The organism is Segatella copri DSM 18205 (genome assembly GCF_025151535.1).
GTDB classification, from domain to species: domain Bacteria; phylum Bacteroidota; class Bacteroidia; order Bacteroidales; family Bacteroidaceae; genus Prevotella; species Prevotella copri.
Map to the genome: position 1 here is coordinate 2,832,886 of NZ_CP102288.1, position 14,667 is coordinate 2,847,552.

10 protein-coding genes and 1 pseudogene are annotated in these 14,667 nt (G+C 46.4%); 9 read left to right on the forward strand and 2 right to left on the reverse strand.

Annotated elements, in window-relative coordinates; genetic code table 11:
* Positions 1-116 precede the first annotated feature (116 nt).
* From NQ544_RS11925 to NQ544_RS11940, 4 genes are all read left to right on the forward strand, one after another.
* Positions 117-800 (forward strand): succinate dehydrogenase/fumarate reductase cytochrome b subunit, encoded by a 684-nt coding sequence (locus NQ544_RS11925; RefSeq protein WP_006848916.1) that lies wholly within the window; start codon positions 117-119, stop codon positions 798-800.
* A 32-nt stretch (positions 801-832) separates the two neighbouring features.
* Positions 833-2,815: a fumarate reductase/succinate dehydrogenase flavoprotein subunit gene (locus tag NQ544_RS11930; RefSeq protein ID WP_006848917.1), complete on the forward strand. Its 1,983-nt coding sequence runs from the start codon at positions 833-835 to the stop codon at positions 2,813-2,815.
* A 15-nt stretch (positions 2,816-2,830) separates the two neighbouring features.
* Complete coding sequence (locus tag NQ544_RS11935; protein WP_006848918.1) at positions 2,831-3,589, forward strand: succinate dehydrogenase/fumarate reductase iron-sulfur subunit; 759 nt, start codon at positions 2,831-2,833, stop codon at positions 3,587-3,589.
* Between the two features lie 225 nt (positions 3,590-3,814).
* A complete protein-coding gene (locus NQ544_RS11940) occupies positions 3,815-3,958 on the forward strand; it encodes a hypothetical protein (protein WP_006848919.1) in 144 nt (47 codons plus the stop codon).
* Between the two features lie 206 nt (positions 3,959-4,164).
* Here the strand turns inward: NQ544_RS11940 and NQ544_RS11945 are convergent, their stop codons facing one another.
* Complete coding sequence (locus NQ544_RS11945) at positions 4,165-5,802, reverse strand: transposase (RefSeq protein WP_228023647.1); 1,638 nt, start codon at positions 5,800-5,802, stop codon at positions 4,165-4,167.
* Positions 5,803-6,124: 322 nt separating this feature from the next.
* Here NQ544_RS11945 and NQ544_RS11950 point away from each other — a divergent pair, with 322 nt between their 5' ends.
* Positions 6,125-7,612 (forward strand): THUMP-like domain-containing protein, encoded by a 1,488-nt coding sequence (locus NQ544_RS11950; RefSeq protein WP_006848922.1) that lies wholly within the window; start codon positions 6,125-6,127, stop codon positions 7,610-7,612.
* 161 nt (positions 7,613-7,773) lie between these two features.
* Here NQ544_RS11950 and NQ544_RS11955 read toward each other — a convergent pair whose 3' ends face one another.
* Positions 7,774-9,231: a carboxylesterase/lipase family protein gene (locus tag NQ544_RS11955; protein ID WP_244263585.1), complete on the reverse strand. Its 1,458-nt coding sequence runs from the start codon at positions 9,229-9,231 to the stop codon at positions 7,774-7,776.
* 232 nt (positions 9,232-9,463) lie between these two features.
* Between NQ544_RS11955 and NQ544_RS11960 the strand changes: the two are divergent.
* The 4 genes and pseudogenes from NQ544_RS11960 to NQ544_RS11975 form a co-directional block, all read left to right on the forward strand.
* A pseudogene (locus NQ544_RS11960) lies at positions 9,464-9,628 on the forward strand (IS1380 family transposase); the annotation flags it as partial.
* Between the two features lie 290 nt (positions 9,629-9,918).
* Positions 9,919-11,208: an acetylxylan esterase gene (locus tag NQ544_RS11965; RefSeq protein WP_153080732.1), complete on the forward strand. Its 1,290-nt coding sequence runs from the start codon at positions 9,919-9,921 to the stop codon at positions 11,206-11,208.
* Positions 11,209-11,373: 165 nt separating this feature from the next.
* Positions 11,374-12,525 carry a hypothetical protein gene (locus NQ544_RS11970; RefSeq protein WP_006848926.1) on the forward strand — a complete coding sequence of 384 codons (1,152 nt, stop codon included), beginning with the start codon at positions 11,374-11,376 and terminating at the stop codon, positions 12,523-12,525.
* 99 nt (positions 12,526-12,624) lie between these two features.
* Complete coding sequence (locus NQ544_RS11975; RefSeq protein WP_006848927.1) at positions 12,625-14,634, forward strand: DNA topoisomerase IV subunit B; 2,010 nt, start codon at positions 12,625-12,627, stop codon at positions 14,632-14,634.
* Positions 14,635-14,667: the final 33 nt, after the last annotated feature.

The following is a 14,667-nucleotide window of genomic DNA, read 5'->3' on the forward strand; positions in this document are numbered from 1 at the left end:
CGAAAATATACCTAGAAATGAGGATTGCAGAATGCCAAAAAATAGGTATTGCAGGGACGAAAAGTGTGGAATATAAATTAGTTTCAAACAGTTAAATAATTAAATTTCAATCATTTATGTGGTTAATCAATTCATCTATTGGTAGAAAGGTAGTGATGTCAGTAACTGGTATCGCTCTTATTCTATTCTTGACATTCCACGGTTGCATGAATGTTGTTGCTCTCTTCTCAGGAGATGCTTACAACATGATTTGCGAATTGTTGGGTGCTAACTGGTACGCCGTAGTTGCAACATTAGGTTTGGCAGCTTTGGCAGTTTGTCACATCGTTTACGCTTTCATCCTGACAGCACAGAACCGTCGTGCTCGCGGTAACCAGCGTTACGAGGTAACAGCAAAGCCAGAGAAAGTAGAGTGGGCTAGCCAGAACATGTTGGTGCTCGGTATCATCATCGTTCTCGGTTTGTTGCTTCACCTCTTCAACTTCTGGTACAACATGATGTTTGCAGAGCTTTTGGGTACAAGCTTCGGCCACTGCCCATCAGACGGCTTCGCATTCATTCAGGACACCTTCGCTAACCCTGTGTTCGTAGTTCTCTACATCATCTGGTTGGTAGCTCTTTGGTTCCACCTCACTCACGGTTTCTGGAGTGCTATTCAGACTCTCGGTTGGAGCGGTAAGACTTGGTTCTGCCGTTGGAAGATGATTGGTATGATTTATTCAACCATCCTGCTTCTCCTCTTCATCGTAGTTGTATTGGCATTCGCTTTCGGTTGCGCTCCATCTTTGTGCTGCGCATAATTCGTGTAATCATTTAAGTATTAAAAAAGATTATGGCAAAAACATTAAATTCTAGAATACCTGAAGGACCAGTTGCTGAGAAGTGGACCAACTATAAGGCTCACCAGCGTTTGGTTAACCCAAAGAATAAGTTAAAGCTCGACGTTATCGTTGTAGGTACAGGTTTGGCAGGTGCTTCTGCTGCTGCTTCTCTCGGCGAGATGGGCTTCAATATCTTGAACTTCTGCATTCAGGACTCTCCACGTCGTGCTCACTCTATTGCAGCACAGGGTGGTATCAATGCAGCTAAGAATTATCAGAATGATGGTGACTCTGTTTACCGTCTGTTCTACGATACTGTAAAGGGTGGTGACTACCGTGCTCGTGAGGCTAACGTTTACCGTTTGGCTGAGGTGAGCAACGATATCATCGACCAGTGCGTAGCTCAGGGCGTTCCTTTCGCTCGTGAGTACGGTGGTATGCTGGCTAACCGTTCTTTCGGTGGTGCTCAGGTATCTCGTACATTCTATGCTAAGGGTCAGACAGGTCAGCAGCTCCTCCTCGGTGCTTACTCTTCTTTGAGCCGCATGATTGAGGCAGGTAAGGTTAAGCTCTTCACCCGTTACGAGATGGAGGATATAGTTATCGTTGACGGTCACGCTCGTGGTATCATCGCTAAGAATTTGATTACAGGTAAGTTGGAGCGTTTCTCTGCCAACGCCGTAGTTATCGCTACCGGTGGTTATGGTAACGCTTACTTCCTTTCTACAAACGCTATGGGTTGTAACTGTACAGCAGCTATCCAGTGCTACCGCAAGGGTGCTGACTTCGCTAACCCATCTTACGTTCAGATTCACCCTACATGTATCCCTGTTCACGGTACAAACCAGAGTAAGTTGACTTTGATGTCAGAGTCACTCCGTAACGATGGTCGTATCTGGGTTCCTAAGAAGATTGAGGATGCCAAGGCATTGCAGGCTGGTACAAAGAAGGGTTCTGATATTCCTGAGGAAGACCGCGACTACTACTTGGAGCGCCGTTACCCAGCATTCGGTAACCTGGTTCCTCGTGACGTGGCTTCTCGTGCAGCTAAGGAGCGTTGCGACAAGGGCTTCGGTGTTAACAACACAGGTCTTGCCGTATTCCTCGACTTCTCTGAGTCTATCAACCGTCTCGGTATCGACGTTATCCTGCAGCGTTATGGCAACCTCTTCGATATGTATGAGGAGATTACTGACGTTAACCCAGGTGAGTTGGCTAACGAGATTAACGGCGTGAAGTACTACAACCCAATGATGATCTTCCCTGCTATCCACTATACAATGGGTGGTATCTGGGTTGACTACGAGTTGATGACCACTATCCCAGGTCTCTTCGCTATTGGTGAGTGTAACTTCTCTGACCACGGTGCTAACCGTCTTGGTGCATCTGCTTTGATGCAGGGTTTGGCTGACGGTTACTTCGTATTGCCATACACTATCCAGAACTACTTGGCCGACCAGGCATTGTGGCCAAAGCTCTCTACCGATCTCCCAGAGTTCGCAGAGGCAGAGGCAGGTGTCCAGAAGGAAATCGACCGCCTGATGGGTATCCAGGGCAAGCGCTCTGTAGATTCTATCCACAAGGAGTTGGGTCACATCCTTTGGGAGCATGTAGGTATGGGTCGTACCAAGGAAGGTCTTGAGGAAGGCTTGAAGAAGATGAAGGCTCTCCGCGAGGAATTCAACAAGAACCTCTTTATCCCTGGCAAGAAGGAAGGCTTGAACGTAGAGTTGGATAAGGCTATCCACTTGCGTGACTTCATCTTGATGGGCGAGTTGATCGCTTACGATGCATTGCACCGCAACGAGAGCTGTGGTGGTCACTTCCGTGAGGAGTACCAGACAGAGGAAGGCGAGGCAAAGCGTGATGACGAGCACTTCTTCTACGTAGGTTGCTGGGAGTATCAGGGCAACGATACAACTGCTCCAGTGCTCAACAAGGAACCTCTCGAGTATGAGGCAATTAAGGTACAGACAAGAAATTACAAGAATTAAAAAGCGAACAAGACAATGGCAAGAAATATAAGTTTCACAGTTAAGTATTGGAAGCAGGACGGTCCTACAGCACAGGGTCACTTCGATACACATGAGATGAAGAACATCCCAGATGATACTTCATTCCTCGAGATGCTCGACATCTTGAACGAGGAGCTCATCGAGTCAGGTCAGGAGCCTTTCGTCTTCGACCACGACTGCCGCGAGGGTATCTGCGGTATGTGCTCTCTCTATATTAATGGTACACCTCACGGTAAGACTGAGCGTGGTGCTACAACATGTCAGCTCTACATGCGTCGTTTCAATGATGGCGATGTTATCACCGTTGAGCCTTGGCGTTCTGCTGGTTTCCCTATCATCAAGGATTGTATGGTAGACCGTTCAGCATTCGACAAGATTATCCAGGCAGGTGGTTACACCAGCATTCGTACAGGTCAGGCTCAGGATGCCAACGCTATCCTGATTCCTAAGGAGAATGCAGACGAGGCAATGGATTGCGCTACATGTATCGGTTGCGGTGCTTGTGTTGCTGCATGTAAGAATGGTTCTGCTATGCTCTTCGTCAGCTCAAAGGTTAGCCAGCTGGCACTTCTCCCACAGGGTCGTGTAGAGGCTGTTGCCCGTGCTAAGAAGATGATTGCACGCATGGATGAGCTCGGATTCGGTAACTGTACAAACACTCGTGCTTGCGAGGCTGTTTGTCCTAAGAACGAGTCTATCGCTAACATCGCCCGCTTGAACCGTGAGTTCTTGAAGGCTAAGTTGGCAGACTAATCCATCGTTTCTTTTGAGACACCGGAATTTTCTCTCTGCATCTTTACGGATGCGAGAGAATTTTCCCAACAACTCTTCACTCTTCACCTTTTGGGTGTAAGTAGTTGAAGGATAGGAAGTTGGGCGGGTGAAGAGTGCTTTTTAACTCTTCACCCGCCCTTCACCTTTTTAGGCTGTTGACAGCTAAGCGGCTCTGCGTTTATACCTTTCCCAAAATCGTAAAAGGTGAAGAGTGGTGAAGAGTGGGTGAAGAGTGCCGAAAATCTATTCACCTATGTAATGTATTGTGTTTCAGTTCTTTATGTTGGAAAGGTGAAGAGTGAAGAGCTGATTGCGATATTCCTGCCAACCGTGCTTCTCTTGAAATAAGAGAAAGGATGTTTGGCAAACTGTTATACAGGAACAGCCGACTAGCCTCTGTTGCGCTAGTCGGCTGTTTGCCTTTTGCCAGTATGCTGTTTTTCTTCTGCCAGCCTTCTGTTTTTCCTAGTCAGTTGTTCTATCTCCGATAGTTATGTACTGAGCCCACTTTAAAAAGGGACATATTTTGAATCCAGTCTGACCAGTGTGGTCATTCAGAGTGAAACATAGCAATCGGCTCCGCTGGTGAATATCTTTCGAGAACTTGCCATGAAAGAGCCGAAAGCTTCTCTGATAGGCCCGAAAAGGGCAAATATCGATCTTTGAAATGTTGAAATCTGGAATATTACCATCCTTCGGAGGTTCATCCACATACATCTGCTATATGCATGCATACGATGTTTGAGCAAGCCCCTATATCGGGTCTTGCCATTACGTGTATGAAAACTGTATTGGAACATGGCTGCTTCAACGTTATTCCGTTTATGCTGCTCCTCCAAAGGAAGGCTTTCTATCTGCTTCCTTAGCTGATAGGCTTTAATGTCTTTGTCTTCAAAGTAACGCCAACCGGTTTTGTTGTTCCATGGGATTCTCCATCGTTTTCTGGAGCCCTGCTTTGTGACGGCTTTGACGGCCTCATAGGTATTGCCAGTAGCAATTTCCCTGACGGTCAGACCATCCTCGTCATGTGGTATCAGTTCCCATCTGCATCCACCTTGCATCTTGCCAGTCTTGAGCTGCATGGCATTGTGGTTCTTTGCAAACTCTCGATTGTCTGGACTTTGATAGGCACCATCTGCATACAGGTCTTCAATCGTAGAATCCGTGACACGTTCACTGTTTTCCACAGCCTCCTGAAGGAAATGGCAGTCTGCAAATACTGCAGTTTCAACCTGAACGGAAGTGATGATGTTAGGCTTGCCTTCCTCTACAGTCTCTGTGATGTTGGTCACATAGCCTTGCACCTTCTGGTCGTTCTTGGCACGATAGGTTGCATCAGGATCATTAGGATTCTGAAGACTGTCTGCCTTTACCTCCTTCTTGTCTCGAAGTACAGCCTTTCCGTCCATTACGACATACTGTTCTTCAAACAGACGCAGAAGAAGATCATGTGCAGGAGAAGTAGCTGGAAAAACTGCCAGCATCTCCATGATGAAATTACCAATTCTGGCAAGATTGCTCTGAAGCGTATCAGAGTCAGAGCGATAAACTGTCTTGGAGGAATCCTCTTTCAAGTATTCCTTTGCCCGCTCTTCCTGCTCTGGGGAGAGATCGAAAAGCGTGCATGTCTTGAGGAACTTGACCAGAGTTGTATGTATCAGTTCATAGCGAGACTGGCGAGCGATATTGCTACCGATAAGCTTACTGTCCATACGGACGCATTTGCCTGATATCTTGAGAAGGTGTACATGCTTGCCAGCAAGCTGCTCAAAGCAGAGCTGCATCAGGTCAATGCCAGTTCTTTCCTGATATTCGCAGATGCGGCGGCGAAACAGATAATAGGTATCTATTGATGGGGTTACATCAGTCAGAAGTTCCATGCCGAGAGCCTTTCTGGTAAGAAGGTCAAACTCGCACTTCTCAAACAGATCCTCGTCGCTGCAACCGAATCCCTCCTTCAAGACAGACATAGCCACGAGTATGCGGATGGAAGCATTTGGGCGGCCGCTCTTCTTGCCTTCTGGAAACAAAGGCTTGAATATCTCCTCATCAATCTTGGTCGTCACGAGACTATAAAACTGGTTATGCCATGCGTTGGGGTCAGAATACTTCTTTGAAGCACGAATTCCTAACTGCATTGAGGGAGCCGTGAATATATCTAACTGCGGATTCGGATCTGTCTTTTTAAACATAGTCATTCTGTTTGATTGATGGTGTAAAGATACGAAAAATATTCCAGATAACGGCATAAATCAGAGATTATTTTCGTGAAATATAAACATTTTAAACAGGCCTTACTTTTTAAAGTGGGCTCTGTACTGAGCTTTCGCAAGTTTTGCCCTTTACCTTTCCGCTACGCACCGGTGACCGTTGGTTCAGGGCGTGGGAGTTTACATGCGAAATTTGAGTAAATTATCATATATTCTGAGAAATATTTTGTAATCTCATCAGAATATCGTAAATTTGCGGTTATTAAGAATAAGTAATGTAATGACGAATCACTCAACAGAAATAATGAACCAAGCAACGCTCGATTTTATCCGCCAGCATCAGGACGATGATGTTCGCCAGTTGGCTTTCCTCGGCAGCAAGTATCCTGAGGTAGATATGCCTTTCGCTCTCGACCAGATTCGCGGGCGAAAGATGGCTCGTGTGAAACTGCCCCGTTGGGCAAGCATCGATGGCATCATCTATCCCCCTCATATTTCGATGGAGCAATGTTCGTCAGAGCAAACGGCACTTTATAAGGCTGAACTCGCTGCCCGACTGCTCGGTTTGTCTCCTTCATCATCCGAAAACGGAGAAGAAAAGGAGAAGGAGAGCGAAAACGCCTCAAATCTTCATCTTTCTGAAATTTGCGAATATGCGGGCAAAGGGGCGGTTGATTCTGAATTCGCCAAAAATGAAGCTACTTGCGAAAAGCAACAGATATTAACAGAATCAGAAGAGAATGTTAATGAAATAAAAGAAGAACCTCATGAAGGAGATTTTTCTGAAGAAACCGGGTTTGTTGACCTGACCGGCGGCTTCGGAGTAGACTTCTCTTACATCGCTTCCCGATTGGGCGTGAAGTCTATGTATGTGGAGCGTCAGACTCATCTCTGTGAGGCAGCAAAGGAGAACTTTGGGCGGTTGGGCTTGAAGAATGCCATCGTGAAGAATGGAGACGGAATAGAGGTTCTGCATTCTTTTGCTTCAAAGAAAGAGGCTGCTGCATCAGAATCTTTAGGCATAACTGAAGACCAGCCGCAGTCATTACTTAAGACCAACCTTGGTCTTAAGCTAATCTTCATCGACCCAGCCCGTAGAGACGATGCGGGCAACAAGGTAGTATCCTTGAAAGATTGTACGCCCGATGTAACCCTTTTGCAGGAAGAAATGCTTTCGAAGGCAGATTACGTCATCATCAAACTCTCTCCGATGCTCGACTGGCACCGCGCCATAAGCGAATTAAGCCACGTAAGAGAGGTTCATATCATCTCCGTGAACAATGAGTGCAAGGAGCTCCTTTTAGTGCTGTCAGCGCGAAGTATGGACGAAAATCTCCACATTTATTGCATCAATGATGCGCAATCCTTCGTTTGTGATGAGTTGGATATGGAGTCTTCTTCGGTGAAGATAGCCCCATCCACCCTTGAAGAGGTGCAGTATCTTTACGAGCCGAATGCCTCTCTGATGAAAGCCGGCTGTTTCGGTGTTCTTTCCGAGCGGTATGGAGCCAGAATGCTTTCCAAGAACAGCCATCTCTTCGTGAATCGTGATCTTATCGCCGCTTTCCCAGGCAGAAGTTTCCGCATCATCGCCATCTCCTCTTTCAATAAGAAGGAGTTGAAGCGTCATCTCTCAGGCATCACCAAGGCAAACATCTCCACCCGCAACTTCCCCCTTTCCGTAGCAGAATTGCGCAAGCGATTGAAGCTGAAGGATGGTGGCGAAACCTATATCTTCGCCACCACATTGAGCGACGAAAGTCATGTGCTGATGATAACGGAGAAAGCGTAGAAAACCTCGAAAATGTGTAAAAGGTAAAGGTCTGAAAAGAAAAATATATCAGCAACAGCTTGATAGAGAAAAAAATAGGTGAGGTGTGCTGCCACAGTGGCGTTTTATCTCTTTAATGAAAAAGTTCCAAGTGGGAGGAATGCCACTTGGAACTTGACGTATTATTTCCTTTTTTCCTTGAAGAACTTCTCGAAGAAGTCCATTTGCTTTTGATTTTGAACAGGACCCAAATGCAGTCCTTCCTTCATAATCATCACCGTTGGTTTACCTTCCTGGTAGGTAGTCCAGAAAGGAAGGCTATCCCCATTTGGATTGCCAGTCTTGGTAAAGTTGATCCAGTAGCGTGACATGATTTGTTCCATGTGCTGCTCCGTCTCGGTCATCTTTCCAGAGCCAAACTTATAGCCATAGATGAATGGCATCTCTGCCACATGGCTGGCTCCTCCCTTGCGGCTTTTCACGATGGTGTTCTCAGAGTCTTGGTCAAAGTAATACATATACACCTTGCCCTTGCCGGTCTTGCTCTGCAGGTTAGCCCAGGCATACGTTCCCCATGCAAAGGAGCCATCACGGAAAATGTCGGATTGAGCGAAGTAGGTTTCTTCCTCTGTCCTGGCAGGATAGAGACTGAGAACCTGGTCTGCCCAACTTCCATATATCTCATGGATTCTTTTCTCATAGTCACTTACACTGACAGGGCGGCTAAACATACTTCCTTCGTCGCTGTTGGTTCCTATGATGACATTTACATCATTGTAGCTTCCCTTTTCATAGAGCTTATACTGGTCATCGGTGATGGAGTAGCCGTCAACGTTTGGCCAAAAGGACTCAAAGGCGGTATTCTTCACGATGTCCATAGCCGGAACTTTTCTTAGCTGCTTCAAGTTCTTAGCCTTGAGTCTCTTTTGAAGGAGAAGTCCACCTGCTTCTGCCGCTTTGGAGGTGAGCATGGCTGTGTTACCATTTCTGCTTTCACCCACAGGCCAGAAGGAGCTACCACTTTCGCTGATGGCTCCTCGGAAGAGTCCCTTGGCAAGGGGAGAGGCGCATAGTATACTTACCGAGATACCACCGGCAGATTCTCCAGCAATGGTAATCTTGTCTGGGTCTCCACCGAAGGCAGCGATATTGTCGTGAATCCATTTTAAGGCCATCACTTGATCAAGGATGCCATAGTTACCAGATATGTTCTTGCCTGATTCCTTACTCAGCTCTGGATGTGCCATGAATCCCAAGGCTCCCAAGCGGTATTCTATGCTGCAATAGATGATGCCTTCCTTGACAAAGCTTTCCTGAGTTCCACTGTAGGAGCCAGTAAGAAAGGCTCCTCCATGAATCATCACAAATACAGGGAGTTTGTCATTCTTACTCTTGGCTGGCGTTTCCACACTGAGGTATAGGCAGTCCTCGCTCATGCCCTGCTCTCCACCATTTTGGTTAGGGTCGATGGGCTGTGGTGGACGGTCTCCCCATTTATCTGCTTTGAATACTCCCTTCCAAGGCTTCTTGCTCACTGGGGCTTTCCATCTGAGGTTGCCCACTGGTGCTTCAGCGTATGGGATTCCCTTGTATAGGGCGAATCCTTCATGTTCCACACCTTCAATTTCTCCTTGTTCCACTGTTGTTCTTAGCAGTTGAGCGTTAGCTGCCGATAGGCAAAAGAGTGTCAGGGCGGCTGTCAGTAGATGTCTTTTCAATTTCATTTCTGGTTATTCCATTAATTCCGCAACACTATTATCAATTAAACATTTTAAGCACCTGAGCAACAAAAAGTTACTTCGGATTTTGCTATGTCAGAATTTTCACTTATCTTAGTGTTGCAAAAGAAAATAAGCAAAACTCTGATATGACATGGCAAAGATACAAATTAAATCTGAGAAACTCACTCCTTTTGGAGGAATATTTTCGGGTCATGGAGCAATTTGACTCCATATTGTCTTCTGTAATCGACTCCACCCTCATAATTTCACTACTCATTTGATGAACCATCTCTCGCTTCATCCGACACTTCGCACTTCTCGCCAGTGTTGGAGAGAATAGATGATCGAGCTTTTTCTTATTGTGATTCCTTGGAGAATGTTAGTTTTCCGCCAGTGCTTAAAACTATCGGGAAGGATATTTGTTTGTTCAAGATGCCTATTGAGGGTATCTTGAACAAAAATATCCTTGAAATCATTTTGTTATCTCAATGGAATGTTGTACTTTTGCGCTCATATATGATAGTTGAATATTATAATTTAAAAACAAACTATAAAATTATGAACAGATTAAGGACAATCTATTTATCGCTTCTGTTTATCCTGGCGATGAACATGACGAGTGTGTTAAGTGTGAAGGCGGAGAACTATCCCTATCGCAGTGATTATCTCTGGCTAACCGTGCCTGACCATGCCGACTGGCTCTATAAGACGGGCGAACAGGCTAAGGTGGAAGTAAGTTTCTATAAGTATGGAATTCCCCGTGACGGCGAGGTAAATTATGAAATAGGCGATGACATGCTGAAGGCTGACAAGAAAGGAAGCTTCAAGCTGAAGAATGGGCGCGCCATCGTGAACATGGGAACCCGAAAGACACCGGGCTTCCGCGATTTGAGATTATTCTATAAACTCGATGGTAAGACCTATCAGCATCATATCAAAGTAGGATTCTCGGTAGATAAGATTCAGCCTTATACCCAGGAGCCTAAGGATTTCGATGCTTTCTGGCAGCAGGCAAAGGACGAACTGAAGAACGTGCCGATGAGCTATACCAAGGAACTCGCCAAGGAATATTGTACAGATAAGATAGATTGCTATCTTGTAAAGCTTCAGATAGATAAGAAAGGTCATGCGATGTACGGCTACCTCTTCTATCCCAAGAATGCCAAGCAGGGTAGCCATCCTGTGGTTCTCACACCTCCTGGAGCCGGCATCAAGACCATCAAGGAGCCTATGCGCAATAAATATTACGCCGAGAACGGATTCATCCGCTTCGAGATAGAGATTCATGGTCTCGACCCACGTCTCCCAGCCGAAACATTCCAGGAGATAAGCAAGGGATTCAACGATGCAAACGGTGGTTATCTTGCCAATGGATTGGAAGATAAGAACCGTTATTATATGAGGCATGTTTATCAGGGACTGGTGCGCTGCATAGATTTCCTAACCTCTCTCCCAGAATGGGACGGAAAGAATGTGGCTGTGCAGGGCGGAAGTCAGGGTGGAGCCTTGGCTATTATTGCAGCCGGTTTAGATAAGCGCGTAACCCAGTGTGTTGCCAATCATCCGGCGCTCAGCGATATGGCTGCTTATGCCGAGAAGGGAAGAACGGGCGGTTATCCTCACTTCAATAAATATCATGAGATATTGAAGAACAAGGATTGTCTCAACACGATGGCTTATTATGATGTGGTGAATTTTGCCCGCAAGGTAAAGGCCCCAACTTATCTTACATGGGGATATAACGATAATACCTGTCCGCCAACTACCAGCTATGCTGTTTGGAATACGTTGAAATGTAAGAAGGAAGCTTTGCTCACTCCAATCAATGAGCATTGGACTACACCCGATACAAATTATCAGCAGATGGTTTGGATAAAAGAGCATCTCGTTAAGTAAATTGATTCCGCCAAAACCACCACTAAATGGGTGATATAGGCTAGTTTGGGGGTTGTAATTAAATTTTAACCCCTAAAAAACTGAAAATAAAGATAGCAATATTTGGTAATTTGCCAAAATATTGCTACTTTTGCATTTATAATATTGCAAACTAGTTTGAAAATCATGTCATTAATAGAAATTAAAAAGGTCGAAACAAAGAAGGACTTGAAGACGTTCATCGACTTCCATTACGACCTCTACGAAGGCAACGAATATGATGTGCCTAATCTTTTCAGCGACGACATGAATACTCTGAGCAAGGACAAGAACGCAGCGTTCGAGTTCTGCGAAGCTGAGTATTATCTTGCCTATAAGGACGGCAAGCTGGCAGGTCGCGTCGCTGCCATTATCAATCATAAGGCAAATAATAAATGGGGCAGGAAGTCGGTCCGTTTCGGCTGGATTGATTTCATTGACGACCGCGAGGTTTCCAAGGCTCTTCTCGATGCTGTAGAGAAATACGGTAAGGAGAAGGGAATGGAAGATATTGTAGGGCCGCTGGGTTTTACCGATATGGATCCAGAAGGCATGCTTACCTGGGGCTTTGACCAGCTAGGCACCATGCCTACCATTTATAATTATTCATATTATCCGGAGCACATTGAGGCTCTGGAGGGCTTTACCGTAGATAATAAGTATGTAGAGTATAAACTGATGGTGCCAGATACCATTCCGGAGAAATATTCCAAGATAGCGGCGATGATAGAGAAAAGATACAATCTCCATGTCCGCAAACTTACCCGTAAGGATATTTATCAGGGCGGATACGGACAGAAGATTTTCGACCTCATCAATGATACATACAAGAATCTCTATGGTTATTCCGAACTTTCACAGAAGCAGATAGACCAGTACATCAAGATGTATCTGTCTTTGCTCGACCTGAACTTTGTAACAGCCATAGAAGACTGGACTACCGAGGATCATAAGATGATAGGTATCGGTATTACGATGCCTTCCCTTTCCAGAGCTCTGCAGAAGTGTCATAGGGGCAGGCTGCTTCCTTTTGGCTGGTGGCATCTGCTGCGCGCCATCAAGTTCCATAAAACCAAGATTGTCGACCTTCTGCTCATCGGAATCCAGCCGGAATACCGTGCTAAGGGTGCCAATGCGCTGCTCTTTGCCGACCTGATTCCTATCTATCAGAAGTATGGAATCGAGTGGGGAGAAACACAGGTGGAAATGGAAGATAATGCTGCCGTGCAGGGACAATGGGGCGTCTTGGATCCAGTCCTTCACAAGCGCCGAAACTGCTATATTAAGAGTATCAGGTAAATAGCAATTGTTGGGTTGGCAATTATCTGATAAACAGAATATTGCAACATCATTTGCTATGTTATAAGAAAATAAATAAGAATAACTAAGGAGGAAATCATGTCTGAAGAAAAAAACTTAGGTAACAGCGAATTGAATGCCGCTGATGAGCTTACCAATGCCCCTCAGGAGCAGCAGCCGGTAGAATATACCGATGATAACATCCGCCACTTGAGCGATATGGAGCATGTGCGTACCCGTCCGGGTATGTACATCGGCCGTCTGGGAGATGGAAATCTGCCGGAAGATGGTATTTATGTGCTCTTGAAGGAGGTGGTAGACAACTCTATCGATGAATTCAAGATGGGTGCAGGTGCCCGTCTGGAAATCGATATCGAGGACAATCTGCGTGTCAGCGTGCGCGACTATGGCCGTGGTATTCCTCAGGGCAAGCTCGTTGAGGCTGTAAGTGTGCTGAATACCGGCGGTAAGTACGACAGCAAGGCGTTCAAGAAGAGCGTCGGTCTGAATGGTGTGGGTGTGAAGGCGGTCAATGCCCTCAGTTCCCATTTCGAAGTAAAGTCGTACCGCGATGGAAAGGTGCGCCATCTGAAGTTTGAGAAAGGTATTCTGAAGAGCGACACGATGGAAGATACTGAGGACGAGAACGGTACCTTTATCTTCTTCGAGCCGGATAATACACTCTTCAAGAACTATTCCTTCCACGATGATTTCGTGGAAACGATGCTCCGCAACTATACTTATCTGAACACCGGACTCACCATCATGCACAATGGCCGCCGTATCTTGAGCCGCCATGGTCTGCAGGATTTGCTGAGCGATAATATGACCAACGAAGGTCTCTACGACATCGTCCACATGAAGGGCGAGGACATCGAGATTGCCTTCACCCATACCAACCAGTATGGCGAGGAGTATTATTCCTTCGTCAACGGTCAGCACACCACCCAGGGAGGTACGCATCAGAGTGCCTTCAAGGAGCATATTGCCAAGACTATCAAGGAGTTCTACGGCAAGTATGAGTATGCTGACATCCGAAACGGACTGGTGGCTGCCATTGCCATCAACGTAGAAGAACCGGTCTTCGAGAGTCAGACCAAGATTAAGCTCGGAAGTACTACGATGACGCCGAATGGTGGCGAAACCATCAATAAGTATGTGGGCGATTTCCTGAAGAAGGAAGTAGACAACTATCTCCATATCCACAAGGATGTAGCTGAGGTTCTGGAGAATAAGATTAAGGAGAGCGAACGTGAGCGCAAGGCGATGGCGGGCGTTACCAAACTCGCCCGTGAGCGTGCCAAGAAGGCGAATCTCCACAACCGCAAGCTCCGCGACTGCCGCATCCATTTCAGCGACGCCAAGAACGAGCGCAAGGAGGAGAGTTCCATCTTCATCACCGAGGGCGATTCTGCCAGCGGAAGCATCACCAAGAGCCGCGATGTGAATACCCAGGCGGTGTTCTCTCTGCGTGGTAAACCGCTCAACAGCTTCGGTCTTACCAAGAAGGTGGTTTATGAGAACGAGGAGTTCAATCTGCTTCAGGCAGCTCTCGATATAGAAGATGGCTTGGATTCTTTGCGTTACAACAAGGTGATTGTGGCAACCGATGCGGATGTCGACGGAATGCACATCCGCCTGCTCATCATCACCTTCTTCCTTCAGTTCTTCCCAGATCTCATCAAGAAGGGCCATGTCTACGTGCTTCAGACCCCATTGTTCCGAGTGCGCAACAAGCGAACCAAGATCAAGAACAAGCAGGCGGTGGCTGATGCGGATGCGAAACTGGGAAGTAAGGAGAAAAAGAGCGATTTCATCACGCATTACTGTTACAGCGATGAGGAGCGCCAGCAGGCGATTCGCGATTTGGGCCCTGATCCTGAAATCACCCGATTCAAAGGATTGGGAGAGATTTCGCCTGATGAATTCGCCCATTTCATCGGTCCCGACATGCGGTTGGAGCAGGTTACGCTGCATAAAACCGACCAGGTGCAGAAGCTGTTGGAATATTATATGGGTAAGAACACGATGGAGCGCCAGAACTTCATCATCGAAAATCTGGTGATAGAAGAGGATATTCCGGAGGAAGACTCTGAGCCGCTGGATTAGAATTGATAGTCACGGGTTAACAAAAGGCTCGGA

Bases quoted from the DNA above. Each gene is read 5' to 3' on its own strand.
- NQ544_RS11925 (WP_006848916.1), top strand. From the start codon at position 117: ATGTGGTTAATCAATTCATCTATTGGTAGAAAGGTAGTGATGTCAGTA.
- NQ544_RS11930 (WP_006848917.1), top strand. From the start codon at position 833: ATGGCAAAAACATTAAATTCTAGAATACCTGAAGGACCAGTTGCTGAG.
- NQ544_RS11935 (WP_006848918.1), top strand. From the start codon at position 2,831: ATGGCAAGAAATATAAGTTTCACAGTTAAGTATTGGAAGCAGGACGGT.
- NQ544_RS11945 (WP_228023647.1), bottom strand. From the start codon at position 5,802: ATGTTTAAAAAGACAGATCCGAATCCGCAGTTAGATATATTCACGGCT.
- NQ544_RS11950 (WP_006848922.1), top strand. From the start codon at position 6,125: ATGAACCAAGCAACGCTCGATTTTATCCGCCAGCATCAGGACGATGAT.
- NQ544_RS11965 (WP_153080732.1), top strand. From the start codon at position 9,919: ATGAACATGACGAGTGTGTTAAGTGTGAAGGCGGAGAACTATCCCTAT.
- NQ544_RS11970 (WP_006848926.1), top strand. From the start codon at position 11,374: ATGTCATTAATAGAAATTAAAAAGGTCGAAACAAAGAAGGACTTGAAG.
- NQ544_RS11975 (WP_006848927.1), top strand. From the start codon at position 12,625: ATGTCTGAAGAAAAAAACTTAGGTAACAGCGAATTGAATGCCGCTGAT.